This is a genomic window from Thalassotalea euphylliae, assembly GCF_003390395.1.
Lineage (GTDB): Bacteria > Pseudomonadota > Gammaproteobacteria > Enterobacterales > Alteromonadaceae > Thalassotalea_F > Thalassotalea_F euphylliae_C.
Genome location: NZ_QUOV01000001.1, coordinates 1,594,400 through 1,619,607, shown reverse-complemented (window position 1 = coordinate 1,619,607; position 25,208 = coordinate 1,594,400). Strand labels below are relative to the sequence as shown.

Below are 25,208 nucleotides of genomic sequence, written 5' to 3'. Positions count from 1 at the left end.
CTAGCGATATTTGCTGGCAATGTTGTTATAAACTTTAGTAATGCAAGGATGAAATATGAAGAAGTTAGCTAGTTTCATTACAGCAACGATGCTTAGCCTACCAGCAACAGCTGGTATGATCGTAAGCCAAACGGATTTTTCCGACACCTCAGCATGGCAACTTAATGGCGATGCTACACAGAATAATGATCGCTTGGTACTCACTCAAGGGCTCTCACAAAGTGGTAGCGCCTTTTTAAGTTCATCGATTAACCTAATGAACGACACCTCATTTAGTGCGTTTTTTACCTTTGAAATTTCTCAACCAGTCGGTTTAACCGACGTTGATGGCATACAAGGTGCTGACGGCTTAGTGTTTGTCGTACAAACAAATGACACCAATGTGGGGAGTCAAGGTTTAGGCATTGGCTATCAAGGGATTGCCAATAGTTTAGGCATTGAGTTCGACACTTGGACAAACACAACGCTAAACGATATTGATGGCAACCATGTCGGTATCAACCTTGGCGGTAACAGCCAATCAGTTGCACAAGCATCTGAAAGCGATGCATTTAATACCGGTGGTATTTGGTCCGCATGGATTGATTACAACGGTATTAATGATTTGCTGGAAGTACGGTGGTCAAATACAGGATCTCGCTCTAGCGATGCAGGTTTATCACTAAATGTTGATTTAGCTAATGAACTGGGCAGTAGCGATGCTTTCTTTGGCTTTACCTCTGGTACCGCAGCTGGTGGCGGCTTACACGAGATTGTTAGCTTTGAATTTCGCAATGATTTTGCGCCCATCAGTGCCGCTACGGCAATTGATGCGCCGCCAGCTATTGCCTTAATGTTAGCTGGCCTGATTGGCATCGGATGTCGCAGAAAAGCCAAGTAGTTATATAACGTATTGATGCCAATCCGCATAATCTTAGGTATGACAATGCTTGCATAGCAGGTATTGTCATATTGCTTTTACAGTGCTTACTTAGCACTAGATTCCCCAGACAGTTATTTTTTCAAACCCGCGAAAAGCTTAATAATCAGCAACATATCGCTTAATAATCTTATCGATATCGCCAGCTTCAGCCATCTGTTCCAGTGCCATGCGCCATTCTTCAATATCCGTTGATGACATGTTTAAGCCACCAGCTAAATACAATTCTGGCTCAATAAGCACTTCATGTTCAACTAAGTTTTCTACTGGATAACTAGACTTTGAGGTTAAATAGCGGGCTAAGTGGAATTCTGTAAACCAATGTTTTACCAATTTTTCTGCCAGTAAGCTTAAGCAGGCATGTTCACTGGTTACCGCAATATAGTCTGTTTCACCATGGTTTTTCAGCCACGCTTCCATTGGCGTGTCGTAATGAACACAAAGCTTTGCACGATAATGCGGAGCTTCAGAGGCAATTGAACCAGCATCATCTAATGCAATTGCACTACCTGCCATTAACTGCTTGCCTTGGCTAGCTTTTATATGTTCTTGCCAACTTAACAAGCCCACTTTTATTGATACAACGGGCCCAATCCAAGTGTATAGGTGCTCGCGCTCTGGGGTGCGCGCTAAGCCCGCCATCAAGGTATTTGGTTGATGTGATAGGGTTGATAGCGCGCGCTTTAGTGGCAAAATTTTACGATCAACTTGATAACCCATGGTTTGCGCTGCTTGTGCGGCAACATCCATATTAATGCCAACAACCTCATTTTCCTGCTGCCATGAAAACGGAGGGACTTCCGCCCCAATTAACGTGACTTTAGATGCCGCATAGATGGCGGTAGATGCAGGTAAAATGGTGAAAACAACCAGCGGTCGTAATAACTTTTTCAGCAGCTTAATGGTCAATGGCAAAGGTACTGCACTCAAACAAATAAAGGAAAGAATCCAACCAAGAATCAACCAATGGTAGCCTTAACCCCCTTCTACTGCAATTTAAGTTGGTAGCCTACATTTATTGATATTCTAGCGCGCAGCAAAACAAAGCGATTGAAATCTAATACGGCAAAATAGTTAATGCTTGGGTAAGGCACAATTTTATAGCTTTTTTGTGCTAATAATTGAGCACTAAATCACCATTTAGAAAAACGGTTCAATAATCAACTATGAATTTTTTAATTCAATTACATGACAACCTATAAGTCGGCAATTAAAAGCAACCAATAAACCCTTATAATTCAGCAGCCTAACATTTAAAGCTTCATCGTTCACTTTTTTCGATTGCAACAATCTACTCAATTAATTTTGAATTAGACACAACTTCCCCTATCATTCTCCCCGTAACAAACAAACAGACTTTTTTAGTTCATTACAGAACAACTATACGGAGAACGAAAATGACTCAATCATTAATCAATACAAAATTACAACCATTTAACTCAACAGCTTTCCACAACGGTGATTTCGTTGACGTAACTGAGCAAGACTTACTAGGTAAATGGTCTGTAGTAATGTTCTACCCTGCAGATTTCACTTTCGTATGTCCTACTGAATTAGGTGACATGGCTGACCACTACGCTAAGCTTCAAGAAATGGGCGTTGAAGTATACTCAGTATCAACTGACACTCACTTCACTCACAAAGCATGGCACGATGCGTCAGACACAATCAACAAGATCAAGTTCCCAATGCTTGCTGACCCTACAGGTAAAATCTCTCGCAACTTCGGCGTACTAATCGAAGAAGAAGGTTTAGCATTACGTGGTACTTTCGTAATCAACCCAGAAGGCGAAATCAAAGTTGCTGAAATTCACGACTTAGGTATTGGTCGCTCTGCATCTGAGCTAGTTCGTAAGGTTCAAGCTGCACAATACGTAGCTGAGCACGACGGTGAAGTATGTCCAGCAGCTTGGACTCCAGGTGAAGAGACACTTGCTCCTTCTTTAGACCTAGTAGGTAAAATCTAAGCTAGCCTTTAGGTTAACGCCTAGAAAGCTCTACTTGCAGATAAGGTTTAGGCCTAAGCCTTATCTGCTGATTCAAAGAGTTTCTAAATGGCTTAGCTTGATAACAAAGCGAAACAGTAGTTCTCACTGTCACGACTTAAGCTAAGCCACCATAACCCCAATTTTATTAGCATTGCTGCATCAATTGATGTGAGCGCAGGAGTTGATCATGTTAAATTCAGACTTAAAAACGCAGTTGAAAACTTATTTAGCGAACATCACAAAGCAAGTAACATTAAGCCTTGCCCTTGATGACAGCGCAAAATCTCAAGAATTAAAGCAGTTGGCAGACGATATTGCATCACTATCAACGCTTATCAATATCGAAGATAACACCGTCGCAGAAGCGCGTAAGCCGTCAATGACAGTTATCTCAGAAGCCGGCACAAAACTCGTATTTGCTGGTATTCCACTAGGTCACGAATTCACATCACTAGTGCTAGCACTATTGCACTCAGGTGGTCACCCGATCAAAGTATCGGAAGAAGAAATTGAACAAATTAAATCGTTAGAAGGCGAGTTCCACTTTGACACTTACATTTCATTAAGCTGTCAAAACTGCCCTGACGTAGTACAAGCCTTAAACATTATGGCAGCAATCAATCCGCAAATTACTAGCACTATGATTGATGGTGGCTTGTTCGAAAGCGAAGTAAAAGAACGCAACATTATGGCAGTACCAAGCGTTTACCTAAACGGTGAAAGCTTTGGTCAAGGTCGCATGACATTAACCGACATCTTAAAGAAAGTAGACAAAAACGCTGGTGCTAAGCAAGCAGAAAAGCTTAACGAAAAAGAAGCGTTTGACGTATTAATTGTTGGCGGTGGCCCAGCAGGTGCATCAGCTGCCGTTTACGCTGCACGTAAAGGCATTAAAACTGGTATTGTTGCTGACCGTTTCGGTGGCCAAGTACTAGAAACTGTCGGTATTGAAAACTTTATCTCGGTAAAGAAAACCGAAGGCCCTAAATTAGTTGCTAGCCTTGAAGAGCACGTAAAAGACTACGACGTTGACATTATGACTGGCGCAAAAGGCGTTAAGTTAAGCAAAGACGAGCTAGTCAACATTGAACTAGACAACGGTGCCACACTAAAAAGTAAGAGTGTGATTGTTGCTACTGGCGCACGATGGAGAAAAATGAACGTACCTGGTGAAGCTGAATACAGCGGTTCAGGTGTTGCTTACTGCCCTCACTGTGACGGCCCACTATTTAAAGGCAAAAAAGTAGCGGTAATCGGTGGTGGTAACTCTGGTATTGAAGCAGCGATTGACTTAGCAGGTATTGTTGAGCACGTGACTGTACTAGAGTTTGACTCAAAACTACGCGCTGATGAAGTATTGCAACGCAAAGCAAAATCTATGGGTAACATTACCATTCTTACCCAAGCGCAGACTACCGAAGTATTGGGCGACGGTAACAAGGTAACTGGCCTTGCTTACACTGACCGCGCTACAGGTGACAGTCACGAACTTGAACTAGCAGGTATCTTCGTTCAAATCGGCTTAGTACCGAATGCTGAATGGTTAGATGGTGACATTGATTTAACTAACCGTGGTGAAATCATTGTCAACGAGCGCGGCGAAACTTCAATGGAAGGTGTATTTGCAGCAGGTGACGTAACCACTTCACCATACAAACAAATCGTTATCGCTATGGGTAACGGCGCCAATGCTAGCTTAGCAGCGTTTGATTACTTGATTCGCCAGGTCGATGAAAAAGGCGAAGAAATCAGCGATGGTTCAGTTGAAAAAGTGGCTTAATTTCATTTAAAAGCCAAATACGGCGTTATCGCCTAAATTGAGAAAAGTTAAAAAGCAGCCTCGGCTGCTTTTTTTGTTTTTTGCGCTATAATCGGCGAAATAGTTATTGCTAACAGCGGTTTATGTCTGCCTTTTGAAAAACTTCCTGTACGGGTAAACCAGTGGTCTTGTGCCAAATAATGGCAAAACAGATACAGCCTCTATTAGATAGCAGAGTGAGTAACGTAGACGAATGCTTAGTGTTGCAGAATTCATGACTCGCGATGTCATCAAAATTAACCTTGATGAGCGCCTGAACAAAGTTAAAGAGATCTTTGACCAATATAAGTTCCACCACTTACTTGTGGTTGATAACAACAATGCGCTATGCGGTGTACTCTCGGATCGCGACTTATTCAGAGCACTGAGTCCTAATGTTGGCCTTGCTTCTGAAACCGCAAGAGACGCGGCGACGCTAAATAAGCGGGTACATCAAATCGCTGCTCGCAACCCCATTTGCTTACCAACAAGTGCCAGTCTTACCGATGTCGTCAAGCAGTTACATGAACACCAAGTAACCTGCATGCCAATTGTGGATGAAAATAAACGACCTGTGGGGATTGTAACCACCAAAGATATTATTCGCTTACTTCACGACAAAATAGAACCATCAAACACCAACCTTTAGCCAATGCCTATAGCACAAAGCACAAAGCCCAAAGCCCAAAGAGAACATAATGACTCCAATAACTATTCGACCTGCAACGCTCAATGATATACCTACACTTGAATTGTTCGAGCAAGGGGTCATCAGCGCGGAGCGCCCTGTGGCTGATAACTTGCGCAGTGGTGATATTATCTATTATGACTTAGCAGCACTTATTACAAGCGACAAATGCCAATTATTGGTAGCTGAAACTAGCAGCAAGCTAATTGCCAGCGGTTACATTAAAGTTAAACCCTCGCCTGCTCACCACAAGTACACAAACCACGGCTATATTGGTTTTATTTATGTAGAACCTGAATTTCGCGGCCAAGGCATTAGCCAAAAAGTGATAAAAGCGTTATTTGATTGGGCTAAACAGCAAGGGATTACTGAAGTGCTGCTCGATGTTTATAACGACAACGCCCCCGCCATTAAGGCCTATGAAAAACTAGGCTTTAAAAAAAGCCTAGTGCAAATGCGAGTTGAAGTTTAACTGAGCTTGAACGTTGCTCTCTTATCTTATTGCCTTTAAGCAGTGTCTTTAAACAAAAGCACAAGGCAACGCGAGCAAGGCTCAAGTTTTTATCCCTTGGTTTTACAGGTTTTAACACCGAATATTGCATACGCAGGGCAAAATTTTATAAGGCCAGTTGCCACTAATACAGCACCAAGCCAAGCCCATAGAGGCCCGCCCATAATCACCCAAATAATAAGTAGTGAACCTAATAAAACCCGTAAGATGCGATCGATCGTGCCAACATTTAACGTCATTGATTTTTCCTCTTGTTATCCAAAAACTCTTAAAAGCTGGCTTCGAGTATATGGCGGGAAAAATTAGTTTCAGTGACTAAAGTCACACAAGCTAATCGACAAACAACCTTAGTTGATCTGGGTCAATAAGCTGTATTTGTTTTCTCGACAAGGCAACTATTCCCTTGTCTTCAAACTGTTTTAATAAACGACTGATGATTTCACGAACGCTCCCAAATTCATCAGCAATTTTCTGATGTGAGCAAGTAATAACCGGGCCTTGCTCTAATAAGTAGAGCGCTAAACGTTTGTCTAATTTTTTAAACGCGACAGCATCCACTAATTGCATTAAATGGGTAATGCGATATGAAAAAGTATGAAATATTTGTGCGCTAAAGCTCGGCTCACTCGCCATCAACTCTAAGAAAAGCGATTTAGGTACGCTAATACCTGACACCTCTGTTTCGGCAATACTGCTAGCAGGATAGCGATCGCCGCTAAGTAAACAACTGATTGTTAAGATACAAAGTTGCTCAGGGCTAACGCGATAAAGTGTAATTTCTCGGCCCGTATCACTTTGCGAAAACACCCTTATTGTACCGCTGGTGACAATTGGCATCATTTGACATTCATTTGTTGTTTCAAATAAACGAGTACCGGCAGACACACTAAAAGTGCTGGCTTGCTCTTTAACAAGACTAATACTTGACGAAGAAAGGCTATTGAAAATTGGACACGCTATCAGGTTCATTTTAATTCACTAAAGAAGTTAATTTCGCATATTCCAGCACTAACAATTAACGCAAGGAATGTTGTGCAACAGTATTTTTCACACTAGGTTTGCTGCGCTTCTTCCAAGGCTTTTTTCAACCAAGCTTTCGGCGATAGTTGACACGTTTTGTTAAAGGCGCGTGATAATGTTGACGGGCTTTCATAACCGACAAGTTGGGCACAATGGTCAACACTTTTACCGCTTAGCAGATGCTTTTGTGCCAATGAAACTCGCCAGCGAGTCAAATAATCGTTTGGTGTTTCACCTAATACTTGCTTAAACAAGGGAGAGAATTTAGAGCGCGACATCAATGCCACTTCAGCCATTTCATCTAGTCCCCAAGGGTGAGCAGGCTCGTTGTGCATAGCACTAATTACTTTAGATAAAAACGGATGAGATAAACCAGCAAGCAAACCTTGCTCAATTTTACGCTCAGTAATTAAATGCCTTAACAAGCACACTATAAAAACTTCCATCAGGCGATTTAAAATAGTTTGCTTGCCTAAATTGTCTGACAAAGCTTCGTTCACCATCCACGCAAAGCTATCGTTTAGTGCTGTTGCTTGACGCAAGGGAAGAATGATTGCTTCTGGTAATGCTTGGGTTAGTGGACTTTGCTGGCCAATGCCATATTGCACGGTTGCACAAATCACCTCTGCATTGTCAGACTCAGTTGCGCGCAAGCGATGCTGTTTAGGCCGAGGGAAAAATACAATACTTGGTTCATCAAGTAACTGCTCGCTGCCGTCTGCATCAGCAAGAGTTAAGGTACCGCTGTGCAATATATGAATATGGCCTTCAACATGGTTTTCATCGCCAAACGCCGATAAACCACACAATTGGCCAGTGTAAAACACCCCAGCTTGAATACTAAAATCTTGAATAATTTGTGATAGTTGATCCATTGACTTACTTTATCTAGTTTTTTCAATCACTTAATCTAAAACCATTTAGGTTTGGACGATTTGCACGATTTTTTGGACGATTGTAGCCCAAGCCGTTTCATTTCGGCAGTACTATTTTCATCACTACGACGCAGCAGCAAATTGGCTGCAATCGAATTTAAAATGATGAGGATATACAAAATGAAAAACTTTGCACTTAAATCAATTACAGCCAGCCTTTTATTAGCAGCATCTAGCTTCAGCTTCGCTGCTGATGTTGAGATGAACGCAGATGCTAACGACTTAGCCATTAAAGGTTTTGATCCAGTGGCTTACTTCACAATGAATAAGCCGGTTGAAGGTGACATCAACTTTACTGCAACTCATAAAGGTGCCATCTACCGCTTTAGCTCAGAGTCTAACCGCGACAAGTTTAGAGCAAACCCGGATAAATACGCTCCACAGTACGGCGGTTACTGTGCTTTCGGTGTGACGATGGAGAAGAAATTCGACACTGATCCAACAGCTTGGAAAATCGTTGATAACAAACTTTACCTTAACCTAAACAAAAATGTTCAAAACCGTTGGGTGCAAGACACGCAAGGTAACATTGATAAGTCAGACGATATTTGGGGCGATATCAAAGATAAAACATTAGAAGAGCTTGCAGAGGACTAATAATGGCGGCAATTGAAGTAACCGATATTGATCATTTTGCTGAGTTAATCGCTAACAATGACAAAATCGTAATTGACTTCTGGGCACCGTGGTGCGCGCCATGTCGCGCCATGATGCCAGTATTCGAAAAAGTATTTAGTGGTGATGCCATCGAAGCAACTGGTGTTAAAGCAAATGTAGATGAACTGCCAATGTTGGCACAAAAATTCGGCATTCGCTCAATACCCGCAATAATTGTTATCGAAAATGGCGAAGTAAAAACCCAAAGCTCGGGTCTAATGAACGAACAGGCTTTGCGCGACCTTGTCGCCTAGCCGTTCAGCCTAAGCATTAACGTTTAACAGGAGATTTTTTATGAAAAATCAATTAGCACTTTCAGCGGCACTTGCAGCGGTCGTATCTATGGGTGTCATCAACAGCGCTGAAGCTGCTGATAACGAGCGTAAACGCGCTCCCAAAGAGCGTTGCTACGGCATTAGCCCTGCTGGCCAAAATGACTGCGGTAACTTAGCAGGTACCCACTCTTGTGCAGGTCAATCAACCATTGACAATGATCCAGGCGAGTGGCGCTTAGTGAATAAAGGTAGCTGTGAGTCATTAGGTGGCATGCTACGTAAAGAAGCGAAAGCTAAATTTAAGGCGATGCAAAACAGCTAGCCGAACTAGGTGGCTGCCTCGGGTAGCTACCCAAAAGGTTCAATTAAGACAGTTCATCATGTTGGGAAGGAAGCGATGTCTTATCAATTAACACAACGTCAAAACCATAAAAGCATCAGCAGCGAGCAATCGCAAGTACTACCTCTTATTGGTGTTGGTTTGCGTCATGTTCATTATCAAGACGCGCTGACTTCCCCCTTTAATATTGATTTCGTTGAAGTTCACGTGGAAAACTTCTTTGCAAAAGGAGGGATCACTCAAGCGATTCTCAACGATATCAAAGCGCAATACGCGGTCAGCTTACACGCAACTTCACTTGGACTAGGTTCAACCGAGCCAGTACCTGAACCACACTTAAAGCGCTTTAGTGAGTTAGTGGAACAAGTTCAGCCAATACTGGTATCAGATCATGCTTGTTTTAGTTGGGGACAACTAAACGATTTAACGATACACGCTGGTGATTTACTGCCTGTGCCATTTAATCAAGAAAGCCTGGCTGTTATGGTGGCGAATGTAAACAAAGTTCAGCAACAACTTGGCCGTCGTATTCTCGTAGAAAACTTGTCTGCTTATATCACTCCAGCGAATTCGACCATGAGTGAAAGTGAGTTCTTGATTGAGCTCTGCCGACAAACAGATTGTCGTTTGCTGTTAGATTTAAACAATTTAATGGTTAACGCAATAAACACTCAAGCTGCCAATTCGAAACAAAATGGTGCCCATGACAAAGCAACGAAACCCGTTGATCTTGCCTTGGCACAGTTATATGAGTTTCCAAGTCATGTGATTGGTGAAATTCACTTGGCGGGATGCAGCCCAGTTGGCGAAACAGGCGTAATGATTGACGACCATAGTCAGCCAGTGTCTGGCGATGTTTGGCGATTATACGAAACGGCATTAACGCGTTTTGGTGCAGTGCCAACCTTGATTGAATGGGATATGGACTTGCCTGACTGGCAGACGTTATGCCAACAAGCACAGTTAGCGAGAAAAATTGCCAAGCAGGTGCTGCCATGTCATTAACTAACTCATCAAGTAAACCATCAAGCAGCGCATTAACGCACTATCAAAATGATCTATTGGCGGCAATTATGCAGCCAAATTCTGGAGACAAAGCGGCTAATTCTGGTGCTAGCGAAGCTTTCGACAACGTTGGATTAACGATTTATCAGAACAATTTTTTAGCGAGTGCCAAACGCTCACTTGCTAACAGTTTTCCTGCTGTAAAAGCCTTGCTAGAAGAAAATTTTGATGTCGCAGTTAATCATTACTTACGAGCTCACTTAAAAACAAATGCCGATTGGGCATTAATTGGTGAGCAATTTGCCAGCTATTTAGCCAATGAACCGGCATTAAGCGCGTTACCTTACCTTGGCGATCTCGCCGAGTTTGAGTATGCGATGTTTATTGCAGAGCGCGCTGGTGACAAAGCACTCGCACTTGGCAGTCTGTCATTGCTTGAAAAAGTCGATAGCCAACACTTAAAGATGAATTTTGCACCGGGTTTTGCCTTGCTAAATTCACCTTTCCCGATTGCTGAGCTCCATTCTCTGCTCACTGCAGAGCATGGTAATGAGCAAGATGCCGAACAAGTAACTGAAAAAGCGATAAACCAAGCGATCAGTGCCTTGCTTGAACAGCCGATGCAAACAAATTATTTCGCCATTTATCGCCTTGGCTACCAAGCGAAATCACTATCGCTATCAGCCGTCGATTATCTAGGCTATGAAAAGTTCAGCTCGTCTGCGTCCATCAATGAAGCACTCGTCGCTATCGAAGCGCCCAATTCGCAAGCAGAGCGCAGCCCTGAGCAAGGCAATGAGCATAGCCTAGATGAATTTGACTTATCGCACTGGCTTGCCGACGCCATTAAGCATCAATTATTGCTGGGTATTTATGAGCTCAGCGATGTTAGCAAAGGCTCAAGTGCTGTCAGCAATACAAGTTAATCACCACAACAACTTTAACGCACTGTGATACAAGGCTAACTAAGTTTTGACGTCACGCTGCAAATCAACAAAATTTTACAATGAGGAAATTATGAATAGCAAAATTACCCTGCTAAGGGACTACTACAACTTTTTATTCGGTTTGTTTGATTACTTGCAAGCGCCAGCCTTGGCATTTGCTCGACTTTACATCGGCTGGATTTTCTTTAAAGCCGGTTTAAGCAAAATTGACGACTGGGAATCAACATTGTTTCTGTTTGAATATGAATATGTTGTGCCGTTTTTATCCTATGAAGTCGCCGCTTATATGGCAACGATTGGTGAGTTAGTATTACCTGTATTACTCGCGGCGGGTTTACTTACACGCTTTGCTGCAGCAGGTCTAACCATTGTAAATATAGTTGCTGTTATTGCCTACTTAGACATCTCATTAGCAGCTATTAACATGCATATTGTTTGGGGATTAGCACTAGCAGCTGTAATGTTGCTTGGCGGTGGCAAATTCTCACTCGATAACAAGTTAAAGATAAGCTAAACACTCATTCTATATACAGTGAAAAAAGGCTAACAAATTAACTTTGTTAGCCTTTTTGTTATTGGCGCAAGAGCTTTATAAAGTTAATGGGTTAAATAAAGCAGTTTCTCTATTGGGTAATGGTTCAATTAGATACTGGTTCAATTAGGTTCTGGTATTGGCTTACCGATAGAGCCTATAGCTATTGAAAATACTCCGCTAAGCCGATTGATACTTCAGTTCAATAGATCAGAGCAATCTCTTCAATACGTAATATTCTGAACAAACACTTTTCACAAGAAAGAACTTTCGTAAAAACAACTGACAAACAAAAAAGCCACTGGTTGATTAACAACAAGTGGCTTTTATTTTTTAGCTTGCACCAACGGATGCTACAAAAGCAAATTGAGGGGTTTAGCTCGCAGTATCTAGCGGCTCAAAATCTTTTACTAAGTCATCAATAGCTTTCATCTGTGCTAAATAAGGCTCAAGTTTATCAAGTGGCAATGCGCAAGGGCCATCACATTTCGCTTCATTAGGATTCGGGTGCGCTTCAATAAATAAGCCTGCGATACCCAATGCCATACCGCTGCGAGCAAGCTGCGCAGCTTGTGCGCGGCGACCATCCGCAGAATCGCTACGACCACCTGGCTTTTGCAAGGCGTGAGTCGCGTCAAAAATCACCGGCGCTTGTTGCGTCATTTCATCCATTGCCAGCATATCGACCACAAGGTTGTTATAACCATAACAGCTACCACGCTCACACAACATAATTTGCTCGTTACCTGCCTCGCCAAACTTTTTGATGATATGACGCATTTCGTGAGCGGCTAAAAACTGAGGTTTTTTGACATTGATTGCCGCTCTTGTTTTTGCCATCGCAACTACAAGATCAGTTTGACGAGCAAGAAACGCTGGCAGCTGAATAACATCGACAACATCAGCAACAGGCTGCGCTTGATAAGGTTCGTGAACATCCGTAATGATTGGCACATTGAAGGTCTTTTTGATTTCTTCAAAAATTTTCATACCTTCGTCAAGGCCAGGGCCACGGTATGAGTTAACCGATGAACGGTTAGCTTTGTCAAACGATGCCTTAAACACATAAGGAATACCCAGCTTTTGCGTAACTTCCACGTAGTGCTCACAAATTTGCATAGCCAAGTCGCGTGACTCAAGCACATTCATGCCACCAAAAAGCACGAAGGGCTTGTCATTTGCAACTTCAATACCCGAGACAACAACCTTTTCAATTGTCATAAGTTTTCCTTAAAATTTAACCAGCAGCAGCTTGCATTAACAAACCACAAATGTACGCCATATAAGTACCAACACCATAGCCCAGTACTGCAAGCAGTACGCCTACTGGCGCAAGTGACGGGTGGAATGCCGAAGCCACCACTGGCGCAGAAGCCGCGCCGCCAACATTTGCTTGGCTACCTACAGCCATATAAAAGAGTGGCGCTTTGATAAACTTGGCTACTGTCAGCATCAGTGTTGCGTGAATGGTCATCCAAATCGCACCAATCACAAAGTAAATTGGCGTTTCAGCGATAGCAAGTACATTCATGTGCAAGCCAATTGACGCGACCAAAATATAAATAAAGCTTTGCGCTACTTTAGAAGCACCATAAGCTTCAATTTCACGCACGCGCGTGAATGACAAGCTAATACCTATTGTTGTTGCAATAACGATTAACCAGAAGAACTTACTGTTTAAGCTAAACTCTTTTGCCCAAGGGAAGGTTTCACCAAAATACGGGCCGAGAAAATCAGCACAGAAATGCGCAAAACCGGTAATGGTAAAGGCAATCGCAATCATACGAATATAGTCATTTAACTGCGGCGTTTTGCTGTTTTGCGCTTGGTACTCTTCTACTTTAACTTTTAGCTCTTCAATTGCCGAGGTATCGGCACCAGTTCTAGCATCAATTTCTTTGTGTTTAGCGGTCATAAACAACAAAACCGCCATCCATAAATTGGCAACAATGACATCAACGGTTACCATCGCTGAGAAGATATCGCCACCAACCTCAAACATCTCTTTCATTGAAGCTTGGTTAGCACTGCCGCCAATCCAGCTGCCCGCAACAGTTGTCATACCGCGCCATACCGCATCAGGTCCATGGCCACCAATTGCATCCGGCACAACAGCGCTCATAATTAAAATGGCAATAGGGCCGCCAATGACAATACCTAGCGTACCTGTTAAGAACATAATTAAGGCTTTAGGGCCAAGATTAATAATAGATTTAATATCGATACTTATGGTGAGCAGTATTAAACAAGCTGGCAATAAAAACCGAGAGGCAACATAGTAAACATTGGAACTATGGCCATCAACGATACCAAACGTGTTAAGTAGCGAAGGAATAAAGTAGCACAGCAATAAGGCTGGTACATACTTGTAAAACTTGCGCCAAAACGGGTGGCTGCTATGCGCGGTTTTGAATACTGCACCTAAAATCAAGGTCAGCAAACCGAGCACCACCGCATCGTTAGTGATTAATGGGTTATGAGTCATTAAGGCTCCGTGAACTAATGTAAAATTGTATTGGAAATTTTTATATTATCTAATTGTATTTTTAATATTTGGGCCGCTGGATCTTGCGGACATTCATTTACAAAATATTGATAATCATCGTACGCCACTTTAAAGCAATCGAGTTGATGAAGCAAAAATCCGCGATCGCGACGCTGGAATGGGTCATCTGGTTTTAAAGTGATTAGTACGTCAACACAGCGCAGCGCTTCTGTGTATTGTTGCGCGTCAATTAGCGCATTTTTCAACGCGCTAAGGTACTCCACCAACACCGCTTTGGTGTCCATGGATTCAAGATATTCTGAAGGTTCTTGCGGTAATTCGTCTAGGCGAGTATCTAACTCTTCCCAGTTGAGTGACTCGCCATTGAGTGGATCGAAAATAATGGCAAACTGCTGATCACAAATCAGCCTTAACATGACTTTTTCCGGGACAAAAACCAGATCGATTTCAAAACCGCATTGCTCACCTATGGTTTTAAATATCACCGCTTTAAGCACTGGATGAATTTCGCGATGCGCAACCGCTTGTTCCAGCTGTAGTGCGGCAACAGGCCAGCTATTTCTTTTCGTTTCAATAAACAATAAATCAAGAAACAGCAAATTAATGAAATGCTCCGCTTGTGCCAACGGCTCTTCTATATCCGCCAGCTCTTGCTCGCAATAATCCACCATTTCGTCAATCAGAGGTAGTACCGATGACTTATGTTCAAAGATAAATTCTTCAACAAGCATAACTGCACGCAGCAAGTCTTCTCGTTCGGTATTTATTTCAGACAACAACAAATCATTCATGAAAAGAAAAATTAGACCCAATAAAAACTAAAGGGACAATATGGGGGTGGAAAACGATAAATTAAAGGGCTGAATAAAATTGTTCAGCCCAACTGATTATTTACTAGACGTTAACTGTCAAAAAGACAGTTAAAAGAAGAAGGTTTCTTTGGTATGAGCGATTTTAAAGACCAGCATAACCCAGCCCATTGCACCGACATAGCCGAAAATTTGCATGGTGCGATTGCGAGCGAATTTTAAGGCATAGATGCCAGTAAAAATATAAGCGACTATCGCCATCAGCTTTTCAGCCAACCACAACTGCTCTGTTGGATTTAATGCTAGTTTTACCGCCATCACAACACCAATACCGAGTAAAAACGTATCAATGACGTGCGGAGAGATTTTCACCCATTTTTTGTCCAGCATCTGCGGTGATTTCAGTAACCAGAAAAAGCGCAATGTAAAAAAGCTTACGCTGATAATTGCCAGCGTCATGTGTAAGTGTTTCATATTTCTACCTTAATGATGTGCCCTAGAAAATTATTGTTATATACCCATGCTACTTCAAAGAGCTTGTTTCAGTTGGAATTAAAAGCGGTTTAGGCAAGGCATTGATTACAGAGAATGGTCGTTCCCTTGTCACAATCAATAACGCAGCATAAATCGCTTTTAAACCAACCCTTTGGGCGCTTCACAGGAACTCACTCTATGCGTTGCAGCTTATTGAAAGGGAATGACCATTCCGGCAAGCTGCGCCTTGATATTGAGCCCCTGTGACAGCGCTGAAATCAAGCTTCTTGATGTAGCATGGGTATAACATTAGGCCAAAGCTGTTAACTCAGCCTGATTAAGCTAAGCATGCCCAAGTTATGCGTTCATTGCCAGCTAAGTCTTGCTCGGTCTGTGCATTTTGATAGCCGTTAGCGGTCAGAATATCTCTTACTGCCGCTCCTTGCTGATAGCCGTGTTCAAGATATATAGCACCGCCGTTGGCTAGATAATTTTTCGCTTCACAAACGATATGTTCAATATCAGCAAGCCCTTGATTATCAGCTACCAGCGCGGATTTCGGTTCAAATCTCACATCGCCTGCTACTAAATGTGGATCAGCTTCATCTATATACGGTGGGTTGCTCACAATGATATCAAACTTATCTTCGTTGCTTTGCCCATTCACCGTGCTAAACCAATCAGACTGATAAATCTTAACCTGGGTTAACGCTAAATGCTGAGCATTTCGCTGCGCCAGTTTTATCGCATCAGGATTAAAGTCAACTGCTTGCACTTGCCAGCTAGGATTTTCTGAGGCCAGTGCTAAGGCGATTGCACCTGTACCTGTGCCTAAGTCTAATAGTCGCAGGTTATCTTTATCATGGTTTGACGAATGGTTAACCTGATGATTAGCAAGTACTAACTCAATCAAGGTCTCAGTATCTGGGCGTGGGATGAGTGTTGAAGGTGCAACAAAAAATGGCAGCGACCAAAACTCTTTAACACCCACAATATAAGCAATTGGCTCGCCTGCTAAACGTCTATCAAGCATTTGCTGAAAAGCGCTTAATTGACCTTCGGTGAGCGGCTTATCGTGCCAAGTAATAAGATAAGTTAAGGTTTGCTCAAGTGCGTCGGCAAGTAGCACTTTCGCATCAAGCAAGGGGGAGTCAGAGACATCAGCAAGCTGCTTGCTTGCTGATGCTAAAACAACTTCTATGGTAGGAAGTACTTCACTGTTCAAAACCAAAACTCGACAGATTAGTTTTGATCAGCAAGTGACGCTAATAAGTCTGCTTGGTTTTCTTGAAGGATTGGATCCATCACTAACTGTAAGTTACCTTCAATCACTTCGTTTAAGCGATACAACGTTAAGTTAATGCGGTGGTCTGTCATACGCCCTTGTGGGTAGTTGTAAGTGCGAATACGTTCAGAGCGATCACCACTAGCGACTAGGCTACGACGTGAAGACTCTTCTTCGGCGCGGCGCTTATCGTCTTCCGCTTGTTGTAAACGCGCTTGAAGCACAGACATGGCCTGTGCGCGGTTTTTATGTTGTGAACGCTGGTCTTGACATTCCACCACTAAGCCGGTTGGAATGTGGGTAATACGAATCGCAGAGTCGGTTTTGTTAACGTGCTGACCACCAGCACCAGAGGCGCGGAAGGTATCTACTTTTAAGTCGGCCTTGTTAATTTCAATCGCTTCAGATTCAGGAATTTCTGGCATTACCACGACAGTACAAGCAGAGGTATGAACACGGCCTTGTGATTCAGTTTCTGGTACACGTTGTACGCGGTGACCACCTGACTCGAACTTCATCTCGCCGTAAACACCTTCGCCGTTAATTTTTGCGATGATTTCTTTGTAGCCACCCTGCTCACTTTCGTTCATGTTCATCACCTCCACTTTCCAGCCTTTTTTCTCAGCGTATCGGCTGTACATGCGGAAAATATCACCAGCGAAAATAGCAGCTTCATCACCACCAGCACCAGCACGAATCTCAACGAAACAGTTGTTATCATCGTTTGGATCTTTCGGCAGTAATAGAATTTGTAGCTCTTGCTCTAACTCTTCAATCGCCGCTTTTGCTGCTTTGTGCTCTTCTTGCGCCATTTCACGCATATCTGGATCACTGTCTTTAAGCATTTCGTTGGCCATTTCCAAATCTTCTTCAGCAGATTGGAAAGTTTGGAACACCTTAGTGGTGCCTTCGAGTTGAGAAAACTCTTTTGACAAGGCTTTGAACTTTTCCTGATCAGCAATGGTTTCAGGATCAGACAATAGCGCCTGCACTTCTTCAAAACGCTCAACTAAACCTTCGAGCTTGCGGTATACGGATTCTTTCATTTTGTAAATTGTCTTTTCTGATATCGCGAGAGTTTAGTTATTTGGCTTATCCAAATCAAAAATGTCGCGTAAATAAATGAGTTTATCGAGTTCGCCGCCTTGAGCAGCAGATTGCAGTGCACTGGTTGGCGCATGCATTAATTTGTTTGTCAGCTTAGTGGCGAGCTCTGCCACTACCGCTTCTGGGTTTTTATTGTTATTAAGCTGCGAAAGCGCCTTTTCTAACAACACGTCACGCTCAGCCATACATTGCTGGCGATAACTTAACACCGCATCTTGAGTATTTAAACCGCGCAACCATGACATAAACACGCCCGATTGCTCAGTCACGATACCTTCCGCTTGCACTGCGGCTTTACGGCGGTTTTCAATATTTTTCGCGATAATGCCCTGCAAGTCATCAACTGTGTATAAGAAGACATCCTCTAAATCGGATACTTGCTCTTCGATATCACGCGGTACGGCTAAGTCGACCATAAAAATAGGTTGATGCTTACGCTGTTCTAGAGCGCTTTCCACCATACCTTTTCCGATAATAGGTAAGGTACTGCCGGTTGAGCTAATGACAATATCGGCTTTGGCCAAGTAGTCAGGAATTTGCGCTAGGGTGATGACATCGGCGCCAATCTGCTTCGCCATATTTTCCGCACGAGAAATCGTGCGATTCGCCACCGTGATGCTACCAACATTATTGTCGTATAAATGCTTAGCAACCAGCTCTATGGTTTCGCCTGCACCGACAAGCAGTACACGCGCATTTTTCAGGCTGGCAAAAATATGTTTTGCAAGGTTTACGGCTGCAAAAGCTACTGAAACCGCGCTTTCGCCAATTTCAGTTTCAGTGCGCACTTGTTTGGCAACACCAAAAGTCCTTTGGAATAACCGATCCATAACCAAGGCCATTGAACCCGCGGCTTTTGCTTGCGAGTAAGCTTGTTTCATTTGGCCGAGAATTTGTGGTTCACCCAAGACTAACGAATCTAAGCCACACGCGACACGCATCATGTGGTTTACGGCTTGTTTGTCGGTATGCCAATATAGGCTTGGAATAATCGCACTAGCAGGAATATTGTGGTATTGCTCTAGCCAGCTAACGACCTTTGCTTGCGTTGCTTCTAGGCTAGCGTCTTGAACCAGATAAAGTTCAGTGCGGTTACAGGTCGATAATATTGCTGCTTCATTACATTCCACTTGCGCCAGCATCTCTTGCAAAGCTGAGCTTAATTGGTCGGGGTTGAACGAGATTTTCTCTCGAACCGACACGGGTGCAGTTTTATGATTGATACCAACAGCAACTATGGACATATTTCGTAATTTCAGCCTAACGCAGAATGTAAATTTGGCGTTTCGCACCAAATATTGGGTAAGCGAGAGTTTTTCTTTACTTAGCTAAGTTCAAAAGGTTCAGCCAAGTAAGCGCTGGCTGCAAAGTGAACTAACTTAAGTATAGGAAAAATACCCAGAAAAAATTTGGCGCTAATTTTACGGAAAATTGCTCGTGATTGAAAGTGGCTAACCAACACTATATTTAAATATAACTATCGAAAAAAACGAATAATCAGTTAAGTTAACGGTGATGTTGTTTGTGAAATCACCACTAAATTAAATGTGATTTAACAATAAGAACTAACCTCATTCTTATTCATTAAGTATCGAGTTAATTCGCTTAGCTTTGTAAACGCTAATTCATTGGTGTTAGTTGCTAGCTATTTGCGCTACCATCTCGCTTAAGTACAATTTTGCTTTAGCCACTTATACATTTCATGAAACAAGCTTTGCAGATAGGTAAGCCTCCAGTTATGTCTCGCCAATATTCGCCAGTAACACTGCCATTAGATATAGAGCTATTGATAGCTAAGACGATGAACAGCCAGTTGTTAATGGGGTTAATAATGTGCTTAACGCTAATGCTTGGGGGTTGCGCCCAGCTAGGTAGCTTTGGCAAACAACAAAACTATGATCCAAGCACAGATCGCACAGAGCTACTAAGCAGTATTAATGACTGGCAAATAAAAGGACAAATTGCCTTTATTCAGCCAAGTAAACGTGAAAAGGCCAGTATTTTTTGGCAGCACGGTGAAGATAACCAATCGCTTAATTTAACCACTTATTTAGGCATCAATGTGATGTCACTTGAGAGCGTTAACGGTTCACATCAACTAACGATTGATGGCAAAGATTATCAAACCCGAAATCTTGACCAGCTTATTTGGCAACTTACTGGCCTTACTTTTCCCAGCGATGCGTTGACACATTGGATCAAGGCCGTACCTTATTCAGACAGCGATGAAATAAGCTTATCGGCTGAAAGCCAATTACCTGCAACCATCACTAGCTATTACAATAATCAGCAATGGCGAGTGCAATACAGTCGCTACCAAGAATTTCAAGGCGTACAACTGCCAACTAGCATATTAATTAAACAGCAAGGCTTAACCATTAAGCTGGCAATAAGACAATGGCAAATTTGATTGTGCAGCTAGAGCTTTTCCATGATCAATCCGCTAAGCGGCTCACTTCAGTGAATGAAAGCCAAACTCAGTATTAACTTCTAACTACGAACTAAAGCCCCCCGTTAAATGATAAATACAACCTACACATTACCTTCTCCGGCCAAGCTTAATTTATTTTTACACGTTAACGGTCGCAGACCAGATGGGTATCACGAACTGCAAACCTTATTTCAGTTTCTCGACTACAGCGACACCATTTCACTTACGCTAACTGACGATAATAAAATTACCCTAGCGACACCAATTGAAGGTGTCGCCGAAGCAGATAACCTAATTGTTAAAGCCGCTAAAATTCTTGAGCGGGTAAAAAGTAATAGTTTAGGAATCAATATTGCCATCAACAAAGTGCTACCTATGGGTGGCGGTTTGGGCGGCGGCTCGTCAAATGCCGCGACTATTTTATTGGCATTGAATGAGCTTTGGCAGCTTAATTTGCCCCTAGAAAAACTTGCTGAGTTGGGCTTGTCGCTAGGGGCTGATGTGCCAATTTTTGTGCGCGGCTTTGCTGCCTTTGCGGAAGGTGTTGGCGAACAATTAGTACCTGCAGCGCCTGCAGAGTGCTGGTACCTGGTGAGTAAGCCCGAAGTGCACATTTCCACTCAAGAAGTATTCCAAAGTGATGATTTACCTAGAAATACTAAGAAAATTTCGGCTTTTGAGCTAAACACTGATCACCGTCAAAATGATTGCGAAGTGGTGGTAACAAAACACTACCCTGAGGTTGCCAAGCTGTTGGCGACATTGTTAGAATACGCGCCGTCTCGAATGACGGGTACAGGGGCATGCATTTTTACCACTTGTACCAGTGAGCAAGAGGCTTGCGATATTCAAGCTCAACTGCCTAACAACATTGAGTCGTTTGTCGCTAAAGGTGTCAACCAATCGCCTACCCATTCTGCGTTAGAAACACTGCGCAAAAATCTGGGTTAATTAACTGGCGAAATATGAATAGTTTGCTGATAGTTAAATCACGCTGGCTATCAGTGTTTACGTTTAATGTCATAAGCTTCTGAGGAACTTACAGTGCCTGACATGAAGATCTTTGCGGGTAACGCCACCCCTGAACTGGCTAAAAAAATTGCCGATCGCTTATATATCGGTTTAGGTGAAGCGAAAGTAGGTAGTTTTAGTGACGGGGAAATCAGTGTTGAAATCACTGAAAATGTTCGTGGTGCCGATGTGTTTATCATCCAATCAACCTGTGCACCGACTAACAATAACCTAATGGAATTGATTGTCATGGTTGATGCCCTGCGCCGCGCTTCTGCAGGTCGTATCACCGCTGTTATGCCATACTTCGGCTACGCTCGCCAAGACCGTCGTGTACGCAGTGCTCGTGTACCAATTACCGCTAAAGTAGTAGCAGACTTCCTTTCAAGCGTTGGTGTTGACCGTGTCCTAACTGTTGACCTACACGCAGAGCAAATTCAAGGCTTCTTCGATGTACCAGTAGATAACGTATTCGGTACACCTATCTTGTTAGAAGACATGAAAACCCGCAACTTAGAAAACCCAGTAGTGGTTTCACCTGATATCGGCGGTGTTGTACGTGCTCGCGCAGTAGCAAAATTACTTGATGACGCTGATTTAGCGATTATCGATAAACGTCGTCCGAAAGCCAACGTTGCACAAGTAATGCACATTATCGGTGATGTGGAAGGCCGTGACTGTATTATCGTTGACGACATGATTGATACTGGTGGCACATTAGCGAAAGCTGCTGCTGCACTTAAAGATCACGGTGCGAAAAATGTTTACGCTTATGCAACACACCCTGTACTTTCTGGAAATGCAGCGCAGAACCTACGAGAATCTGTGATTGATGAAGTCATTGTGACTGACTCAATTCCATTATCAGATGAAATTAAAGCGTTAGGCGACCGTGTGAAGCAACTAACGTTGAGCGGTATGCTATCTGAAGCTATTCGCCGTGTAAGCAACGAAGAATCTATTTCTGCAATGTTTGAAGCTTAACAGCAGTAAACATTAAAGACGTTAAAAGCCGCGCTCAAGCAAATGCTTGGCGCGGCTTTTTTGTGTCTGGAAATTAGCTTTTTAACAAAAGCTCTAGATAAAATAACCGTTAATAGTTTTATTTCACCAAGTTGTTTGCAGTAAACGATTAATGATTATTTTGTGACTTATGTCTACGATCAAAAACGGCCTCAATTGAGGCCGTTTTTATTGTCAAATTCAAGAAGCTTGTCGATATTAAGCTTTTTTCTTAGCAGGCGCTTTTTTAGTTGCTGCCTTTTTAGCGGGGGCTTTTTTCGCAGCGGTTTTCTTAGTCTGCTCTTCCTGCCATTTGCCATCAACATACTTAGCCACCCAGCCAGTCGCTTTACCTTCGACCTCAGTCATTACATACTGTTCTTTCGTTTTACGACTAAAGCGAACAATGGCTTGGTTGCCCTCTGGATCTTGCTCTGGCGCATCTGCTAAGTAATAGAACTTAGATGAAATTCTATCTCTAAAGCGCTTTAATTCAGCCACTTTAGGAGCACGTGTTTCACGCGATTTCGGGAAAGTGCTCGCTGCAAGGAAAATACCCGCTGCACCATCACGAAGCACGAAGTGCGCTTCAGACTTTTCACACGGAAGCTCGGGTAACTGCACCGGATCTTCTTTCGGTGGCGCTGCTTCACCGTTAGCTAACAACTTACGGGTATTTTTACACTCACTGTTAGTGCAGTCGAAATACTTACCGAAGCGCCCTGATTTAAGCTCCATATCCGAGCTACAGCGGTCGCACTCTAACACTGGGCCATCATAGCCTTTAATCTTGAAATCGCCCTGCTCTAGCTCGTAGCCATCACAGACAGGGTTATTACCACAAACATGCAGTTTGCGCTTTTCATCGATTAAGTAACTGTCCATCGCCGTTGAACATTTTGGACAGCGATGCATCGCACGTAGCGCTTCAGTTTCCTCATCTTCCACCAGCACGCTTACCGCTTCTTCACCTGGAATAAGGTTCATGGTGGTGGTACAACGTTCTTTTGGAGGTAATGAGTAGCCAGAGCAGCCTAAGAATACACCGGTAGATGCCGTGCGAATACCCATTTTGCGAGCACAGGTTGGGCAATCAATATCTGTCAGTACCGGTTCGTTGCTGCGCATACCACCTTCTTCTGATGGCTTATCAGCATTTTCTAACTGGCCTTTGAAGTTGGCATAAAACTCGTTAAGCACAGCTTTCCATTGCGCTGAGCCTTCTGCGATATCATCAAGCTCTTGCTCCATGTTCGCAGTGAAGTTATAGCTCATCAGATTTTCAAAACTTTCTGACAAGCTATCAGTGACGATTTCACCCATTTTTTCAGCGTAGAAACGTTTTTTCTCTAAGCGCACATAACCACGATCTTGAATGGTGGAAATAATCGATGCGTATGTCGATGGGCGACCGATAGAACGTTTTTCCAGCTCTTTTACCAGTGACGCTTCACCAAATCGTGCAACCGGTTTTGTGAAGTGCTGCGTTGGGTCTAGCTTATCAAGATTAACCGTATCCCCTACCGCCAAATCTGGTAGATGCTTATCATCACCTTTGTTAAGCTGCGGGTGAACTCTTGTCCAACCGTCAAATCGCATTACGCGGCCTTTTGCTTTAAGGTCAAAATCACCAGCGCCTATGGTTAAGGTTGTTACGTCGTAACGTGCAGCTGTCATTTGACAAGCCACAAACTGGCGCCAAATTAATTCATATAAGCGTTTCGCATCAGCATCAACACCGTTTAACAATGCTGCTTCTAATTTCACGTTCGATGGACGGATTGCCTCATGCGCTTCTTGCGCATTACCTTTACTACCGTAAACTTTTGGTTTTTCAGGTAAGTAATCAGCACCAAATTCATCGGCAATAAAATCACGCGCCATCTTCACCGCATCAGCACTTAAGTTGGTTGAATCGGTACGCATATAGGTGATGTGACCTAATTCATACAAACGCTGCGCTAAGCCCATCGTGCGCTTAACACCATAGCCTAGTTTAGTACTCGCTGCTTGCTGCAATGTTGAAGTAATAAATGGCGCTGAAGGCGAGCTTTTCGATGGTTTATCTTCGCGTTTAGCAACCGCAAACTGCGCTTTTTGAAGTAGCGCAACTGCCGCCATGGTTTGTGTTTCATTGGTTGGTTTAAACGCTTTACCCTTTTCATGGGTAACCGCTAGGGTTAATGCCGTGCCATCAGCTGTGGTTGTGTCAGCACTAACTTCCCAAAACTCTTCCGGAATAAAGGCTTTGATTTCACGCTCTCGCTCAACCACAAGCTTTACTGCGACTGATTGCACACGACCTGCTGACAAGCCTCTAGCGACCTTCTTCCACAGAAGTGGGCTCACCATAAAGCCGACCACACGATCTAAGAAACGGCGCGCTTGCTGAGCGTTAACGCCCGGCATACTTAACTCACCAGGCGTAGCAAACGCCTGTTGAATGGCATTTTCTGTAATTTCATTAAATACCACGCGTTTAAACTTATCATCGTCACCACCGATGATCTCTTTTAAGTGCCACGCGATTGCCTCTCCCTCTCTATCCAAATCGGTTGCGAGGTAGATGGTGTCAGCTTTGTCGGCTAGTTTAGTTAATTCACTGACCACTTTTTCTTTACCTGGCAAGATATGATAAGACGCTTGCCAGTCTTTTTCTGGGTCGATACCCATGCGATTAACCAATGCTTGGCGGTCACGCTTGGCTTTGTATTTAGCCTTGGCCTCAGGCGACATTTTTCGTACTTCGGCCGCTGGCTTAGTAGCGACTTTTTTCCCGGTACTGCCCGTAGGCAAGTCACGTACATGACCGACACTCGATTTAACCACGAAGTCTTTACCAAGATATTTGTTAATTGTCTTTGCTTTGGCTGGTGATTCGACAATTACCAATGATTTTGCCATATGTTCTTTAATTCCTGCTTAGACAGCCGACATTTTTATGTATAAGCGATTTAACGCCGTCGAA

At 43.1% G+C, this 25,208-nt stretch carries 26 protein-coding genes; 14 read left to right on the top strand and 12 right to left on the bottom strand.

Translation table 11 applies throughout. The annotated features are described in order from the left end of the window. Nucleotides 1-55 precede the first annotated feature (55 nt). Nucleotides 56-880: an L-type lectin-domain containing protein gene (locus tag DXX92_RS07180; protein WP_115999830.1), complete on the top strand. Its 825-nt coding sequence runs from the start codon at nt 56-58 to the stop codon at nt 878-880. Nucleotides 881-1,018: 138 nt separating this feature from the next. Here the strand turns inward: DXX92_RS07180 and DXX92_RS07175 are convergent, their stop codons facing one another. Then, the gene (locus DXX92_RS07175; RefSeq protein WP_115999829.1) at nt 1,019-1,882 is read right to left on the bottom strand and encodes a substrate-binding periplasmic protein; all 864 of its coding nucleotides are present in this window, start codon (nt 1,880-1,882) and stop codon (nt 1,019-1,021) included. A gap of 434 nt (nt 1,883-2,316) precedes the next feature. Between DXX92_RS07175 and ahpC the strand changes: the two genes are divergently transcribed. The 4 genes from ahpC to DXX92_RS07155 all read left to right on the top strand — a co-directional run bounded on the left by ahpC (nt 2,317) and on the right by DXX92_RS07155 (nt 5,865). Continuing rightward, on the top strand, nt 2,317-2,886 hold the full coding sequence (gene ahpC / locus DXX92_RS07170) for an alkyl hydroperoxide reductase subunit C (RefSeq protein ID WP_115999828.1): 570 nt from the start codon (nt 2,317-2,319) through the stop codon (nt 2,884-2,886). A 208-nt stretch (nt 2,887-3,094) separates the two neighbouring features. After that, on the top strand, nt 3,095-4,687 hold the full coding sequence (gene ahpF / locus DXX92_RS07165; RefSeq protein WP_115999827.1) for an alkyl hydroperoxide reductase subunit F: 1,593 nt from the start codon (nt 3,095-3,097) through the stop codon (nt 4,685-4,687). Nucleotides 4,688-4,919: 232 nt separating this feature from the next. Next, entirely contained in the window at nt 4,920-5,354 is a 435-nt protein-coding gene (locus DXX92_RS07160) for a CBS domain-containing protein (RefSeq protein ID WP_115999826.1), read from the top strand. Nucleotides 5,355-5,403: 49 nt separating this feature from the next. Continuing rightward, the gene (locus DXX92_RS07155) at nt 5,404-5,865 is read left to right on the top strand and encodes a GNAT family N-acetyltransferase (protein WP_220347632.1); all 462 of its coding nucleotides are present in this window, start codon (nt 5,404-5,406) and stop codon (nt 5,863-5,865) included. A gap of 89 nt (nt 5,866-5,954) precedes the next feature. Here DXX92_RS07155 and DXX92_RS07150 read toward each other — a convergent pair whose 3' ends face one another. The 3 genes from DXX92_RS07150 to DXX92_RS07140 form a co-directional block, all read right to left on the bottom strand. Next, complete coding sequence (locus tag DXX92_RS07150; protein WP_115999824.1) at nt 5,955-6,143, bottom strand: YgaP family membrane protein; 189 nt, start codon at nt 6,141-6,143, stop codon at nt 5,955-5,957. 91 nt (nt 6,144-6,234) lie between these two features. Further along, nucleotides 6,235-6,873, bottom strand: a complete 639-nt coding sequence (locus tag DXX92_RS07145; RefSeq protein ID WP_115999823.1) for a Crp/Fnr family transcriptional regulator — start codon at nt 6,871-6,873, stop codon at nt 6,235-6,237. Between the two features lie 83 nt (nt 6,874-6,956). Then, complete coding sequence (locus DXX92_RS07140) at nt 6,957-7,799, bottom strand: AraC family transcriptional regulator (protein WP_115999822.1); 843 nt, start codon at nt 7,797-7,799, stop codon at nt 6,957-6,959. A gap of 180 nt (nt 7,800-7,979) precedes the next feature. Between DXX92_RS07140 and DXX92_RS07135 the strand changes: the two genes are divergently transcribed. The 6 genes from DXX92_RS07135 to DXX92_RS07110 all read left to right on the top strand — a co-directional run bounded on the left by DXX92_RS07135 (nt 7,980) and on the right by DXX92_RS07110 (nt 11,597). Beyond that, nucleotides 7,980-8,456, top strand: coding sequence for a YHS domain-containing (seleno)protein (locus tag DXX92_RS07135; RefSeq protein ID WP_115999821.1), 477 nt, complete (start codon nt 7,980-7,982; stop codon nt 8,454-8,456). Between the two features lie 2 nt (nt 8,457-8,458). Further along, the gene (gene trxA, locus DXX92_RS07130; protein WP_115999820.1) at nt 8,459-8,770 is read left to right on the top strand and encodes a thioredoxin; all 312 of its coding nucleotides are present in this window, start codon (nt 8,459-8,461) and stop codon (nt 8,768-8,770) included. A gap of 40 nt (nt 8,771-8,810) precedes the next feature. After that, complete coding sequence (locus DXX92_RS07125; protein ID WP_115999819.1) at nt 8,811-9,113, top strand: BufA1 family periplasmic bufferin-type metallophore; 303 nt, start codon at nt 8,811-8,813, stop codon at nt 9,111-9,113. A gap of 75 nt (nt 9,114-9,188) precedes the next feature. Continuing rightward, entirely contained in the window at nt 9,189-10,136 is a 948-nt protein-coding gene (locus DXX92_RS07120) for a DUF692 domain-containing protein (RefSeq protein WP_116002334.1), read from the top strand. Continuing rightward, complete coding sequence (locus DXX92_RS07115; protein ID WP_115999818.1) at nt 10,079-11,062, top strand: DNA-binding domain-containing protein; 984 nt, start codon at nt 10,079-10,081, stop codon at nt 11,060-11,062. The genes DXX92_RS07120 and DXX92_RS07115 overlap by 58 nt, the downstream gene beginning before the upstream one ends. Nucleotides 11,063-11,153: 91 nt before the next feature. Beyond that, nucleotides 11,154-11,597, top strand: coding sequence for a DoxX family protein (locus DXX92_RS07110; protein WP_115999817.1), 444 nt, complete (start codon nt 11,154-11,156; stop codon nt 11,595-11,597). Nucleotides 11,598-11,990: 393 nt separating this feature from the next. On the opposite strand, the gene kdsA is transcribed toward DXX92_RS07110, so the two are convergent. From kdsA to hemA, 7 genes are all read right to left on the bottom strand, one after another. Beyond that, on the bottom strand, nt 11,991-12,836 hold the full coding sequence (gene kdsA, locus DXX92_RS07105; RefSeq protein ID WP_115999816.1) for a 3-deoxy-8-phosphooctulonate synthase: 846 nt from the start codon (nt 12,834-12,836) through the stop codon (nt 11,991-11,993). Between the two features lie 16 nt (nt 12,837-12,852). Then, a complete protein-coding gene (locus DXX92_RS07100) occupies nt 12,853-14,100 on the bottom strand; it encodes a DUF819 domain-containing protein (RefSeq protein WP_115999815.1) in 1,248 nt (415 codons plus the stop codon). Between the two features lie 14 nt (nt 14,101-14,114). Then, nucleotides 14,115-14,912 carry a SirB1 family protein gene (locus DXX92_RS07095; RefSeq protein WP_115999814.1) on the bottom strand — a complete coding sequence of 266 codons (798 nt, stop codon included), beginning with the start codon at nt 14,910-14,912 and terminating at the stop codon, nt 14,115-14,117. A gap of 129 nt (nt 14,913-15,041) precedes the next feature. Further along, nucleotides 15,042-15,404, bottom strand: a complete 363-nt coding sequence (locus DXX92_RS07090; protein ID WP_115999813.1) for a SirB2 family protein — start codon at nt 15,402-15,404, stop codon at nt 15,042-15,044. 337 nt (nt 15,405-15,741) lie between these two features. After that, nucleotides 15,742-16,629 (bottom strand): peptide chain release factor N(5)-glutamine methyltransferase, encoded by an 888-nt coding sequence (gene prmC / locus DXX92_RS07085; protein WP_281269072.1) that lies wholly within the window; start codon nt 16,627-16,629, stop codon nt 15,742-15,744. A gap of 17 nt (nt 16,630-16,646) precedes the next feature. Then, a complete protein-coding gene (prfA, locus tag DXX92_RS07080; protein ID WP_115999812.1) occupies nt 16,647-17,735 on the bottom strand; it encodes a peptide chain release factor 1 in 1,089 nt (362 codons plus the stop codon). Nucleotides 17,736-17,768: 33 nt separating this feature from the next. After that, on the bottom strand, nt 17,769-19,040 hold the full coding sequence (hemA, locus tag DXX92_RS07075) for a glutamyl-tRNA reductase (RefSeq protein WP_115999811.1): 1,272 nt from the start codon (nt 19,038-19,040) through the stop codon (nt 17,769-17,771). A gap of 494 nt (nt 19,041-19,534) precedes the next feature. Here hemA and lolB point away from each other — a divergent pair, with 494 nt between their 5' ends. The 3 genes from lolB to DXX92_RS07060 all read left to right on the top strand — a co-directional run bounded on the left by lolB (nt 19,535) and on the right by DXX92_RS07060 (nt 22,222). Continuing rightward, entirely contained in the window at nt 19,535-20,206 is a 672-nt protein-coding gene (gene lolB / locus DXX92_RS07070; protein WP_181901712.1) for a lipoprotein insertase outer membrane protein LolB, read from the top strand. A gap of 108 nt (nt 20,207-20,314) precedes the next feature. Then, on the top strand, nt 20,315-21,178 hold the full coding sequence (gene ispE, locus DXX92_RS07065) for a 4-(cytidine 5'-diphospho)-2-C-methyl-D-erythritol kinase (protein ID WP_115999809.1): 864 nt from the start codon (nt 20,315-20,317) through the stop codon (nt 21,176-21,178). Nucleotides 21,179-21,271: 93 nt separating this feature from the next. Then, the gene (locus DXX92_RS07060) at nt 21,272-22,222 is read left to right on the top strand and encodes a ribose-phosphate pyrophosphokinase (protein WP_115999808.1); all 951 of its coding nucleotides are present in this window, start codon (nt 21,272-21,274) and stop codon (nt 22,220-22,222) included. A gap of 237 nt (nt 22,223-22,459) precedes the next feature. On the opposite strand, the gene topA is transcribed toward DXX92_RS07060, so the two are convergent. Further along, nucleotides 22,460-25,144: a type I DNA topoisomerase gene (topA, locus tag DXX92_RS07055; protein WP_115999807.1), complete on the bottom strand. Its 2,685-nt coding sequence runs from the start codon at nt 25,142-25,144 to the stop codon at nt 22,460-22,462. Nucleotides 25,145-25,208 lie beyond the last annotated feature (64 nt).

Coding starts and splice junctions, on each gene's coding strand:
- kdsA (WP_115999816.1), bottom strand. CDS start 12,836: ATGACAATTGAAAAGGTTGTTGTCTCGGGTATTGAAGTTGCAAATGAC.
- DXX92_RS07140 (WP_115999822.1), bottom strand. CDS start 7,799: ATGGATCAACTATCACAAATTATTCAAGATTTTAGTATTCAAGCTGGG.
- DXX92_RS07100 (WP_115999815.1), bottom strand. CDS start 14,100: ATGACTCATAACCCATTAATCACTAACGATGCGGTGGTGCTCGGTTTG.
- DXX92_RS07155 (WP_220347632.1), top strand. CDS start 5,404: ATGACTCCAATAACTATTCGACCTGCAACGCTCAATGATATACCTACA.
- DXX92_RS07125 (WP_115999819.1), top strand. CDS start 8,811: ATGAAAAATCAATTAGCACTTTCAGCGGCACTTGCAGCGGTCGTATCT.
- DXX92_RS07095 (WP_115999814.1), bottom strand. CDS start 14,912: ATGAATGATTTGTTGTTGTCTGAAATAAATACCGAACGAGAAGACTTG.
- topA (WP_115999807.1), bottom strand. CDS start 25,144: ATGGCAAAATCATTGGTAATTGTCGAATCACCAGCCAAAGCAAAGACA.
- prfA (WP_115999812.1), bottom strand. CDS start 17,735: ATGAAAGAATCCGTATACCGCAAGCTCGAAGGTTTAGTTGAGCGTTTT.
- DXX92_RS07115 (WP_115999818.1), top strand. CDS start 10,079: ATGCCAACAAGCACAGTTAGCGAGAAAAATTGCCAAGCAGGTGCTGCC.
- DXX92_RS07160 (WP_115999826.1), top strand. CDS start 4,920: ATGCTTAGTGTTGCAGAATTCATGACTCGCGATGTCATCAAAATTAAC.
- DXX92_RS07180 (WP_115999830.1), top strand. CDS start 56: ATGAAGAAGTTAGCTAGTTTCATTACAGCAACGATGCTTAGCCTACCA.
- DXX92_RS07135 (WP_115999821.1), top strand. CDS start 7,980: ATGAAAAACTTTGCACTTAAATCAATTACAGCCAGCCTTTTATTAGCA.
- hemA (WP_115999811.1), bottom strand. CDS start 19,040: ATGTCCATAGTTGCTGTTGGTATCAATCATAAAACTGCACCCGTGTCG.
- DXX92_RS07145 (WP_115999823.1), bottom strand. CDS start 6,873: ATGAACCTGATAGCGTGTCCAATTTTCAATAGCCTTTCTTCGTCAAGT.
- lolB (WP_181901712.1), top strand. CDS start 19,535: ATGTCTCGCCAATATTCGCCAGTAACACTGCCATTAGATATAGAGCTA.
- DXX92_RS07110 (WP_115999817.1), top strand. CDS start 11,154: ATGAATAGCAAAATTACCCTGCTAAGGGACTACTACAACTTTTTATTC.
- ispE (WP_115999809.1), top strand. CDS start 20,315: ATGATAAATACAACCTACACATTACCTTCTCCGGCCAAGCTTAATTTA.
- DXX92_RS07120 (WP_116002334.1), top strand. CDS start 9,189: ATGTCTTATCAATTAACACAACGTCAAAACCATAAAAGCATCAGCAGC.
- DXX92_RS07090 (WP_115999813.1), bottom strand. CDS start 15,404: ATGAAACACTTACACATGACGCTGGCAATTATCAGCGTAAGCTTTTTT.
- trxA (WP_115999820.1), top strand. CDS start 8,459: ATGGCGGCAATTGAAGTAACCGATATTGATCATTTTGCTGAGTTAATC.
- DXX92_RS07150 (WP_115999824.1), bottom strand. CDS start 6,143: ATGACGTTAAATGTTGGCACGATCGATCGCATCTTACGGGTTTTATTA.
- ahpF (WP_115999827.1), top strand. CDS start 3,095: ATGTTAAATTCAGACTTAAAAACGCAGTTGAAAACTTATTTAGCGAAC.
- ahpC (WP_115999828.1), top strand. CDS start 2,317: ATGACTCAATCATTAATCAATACAAAATTACAACCATTTAACTCAACA.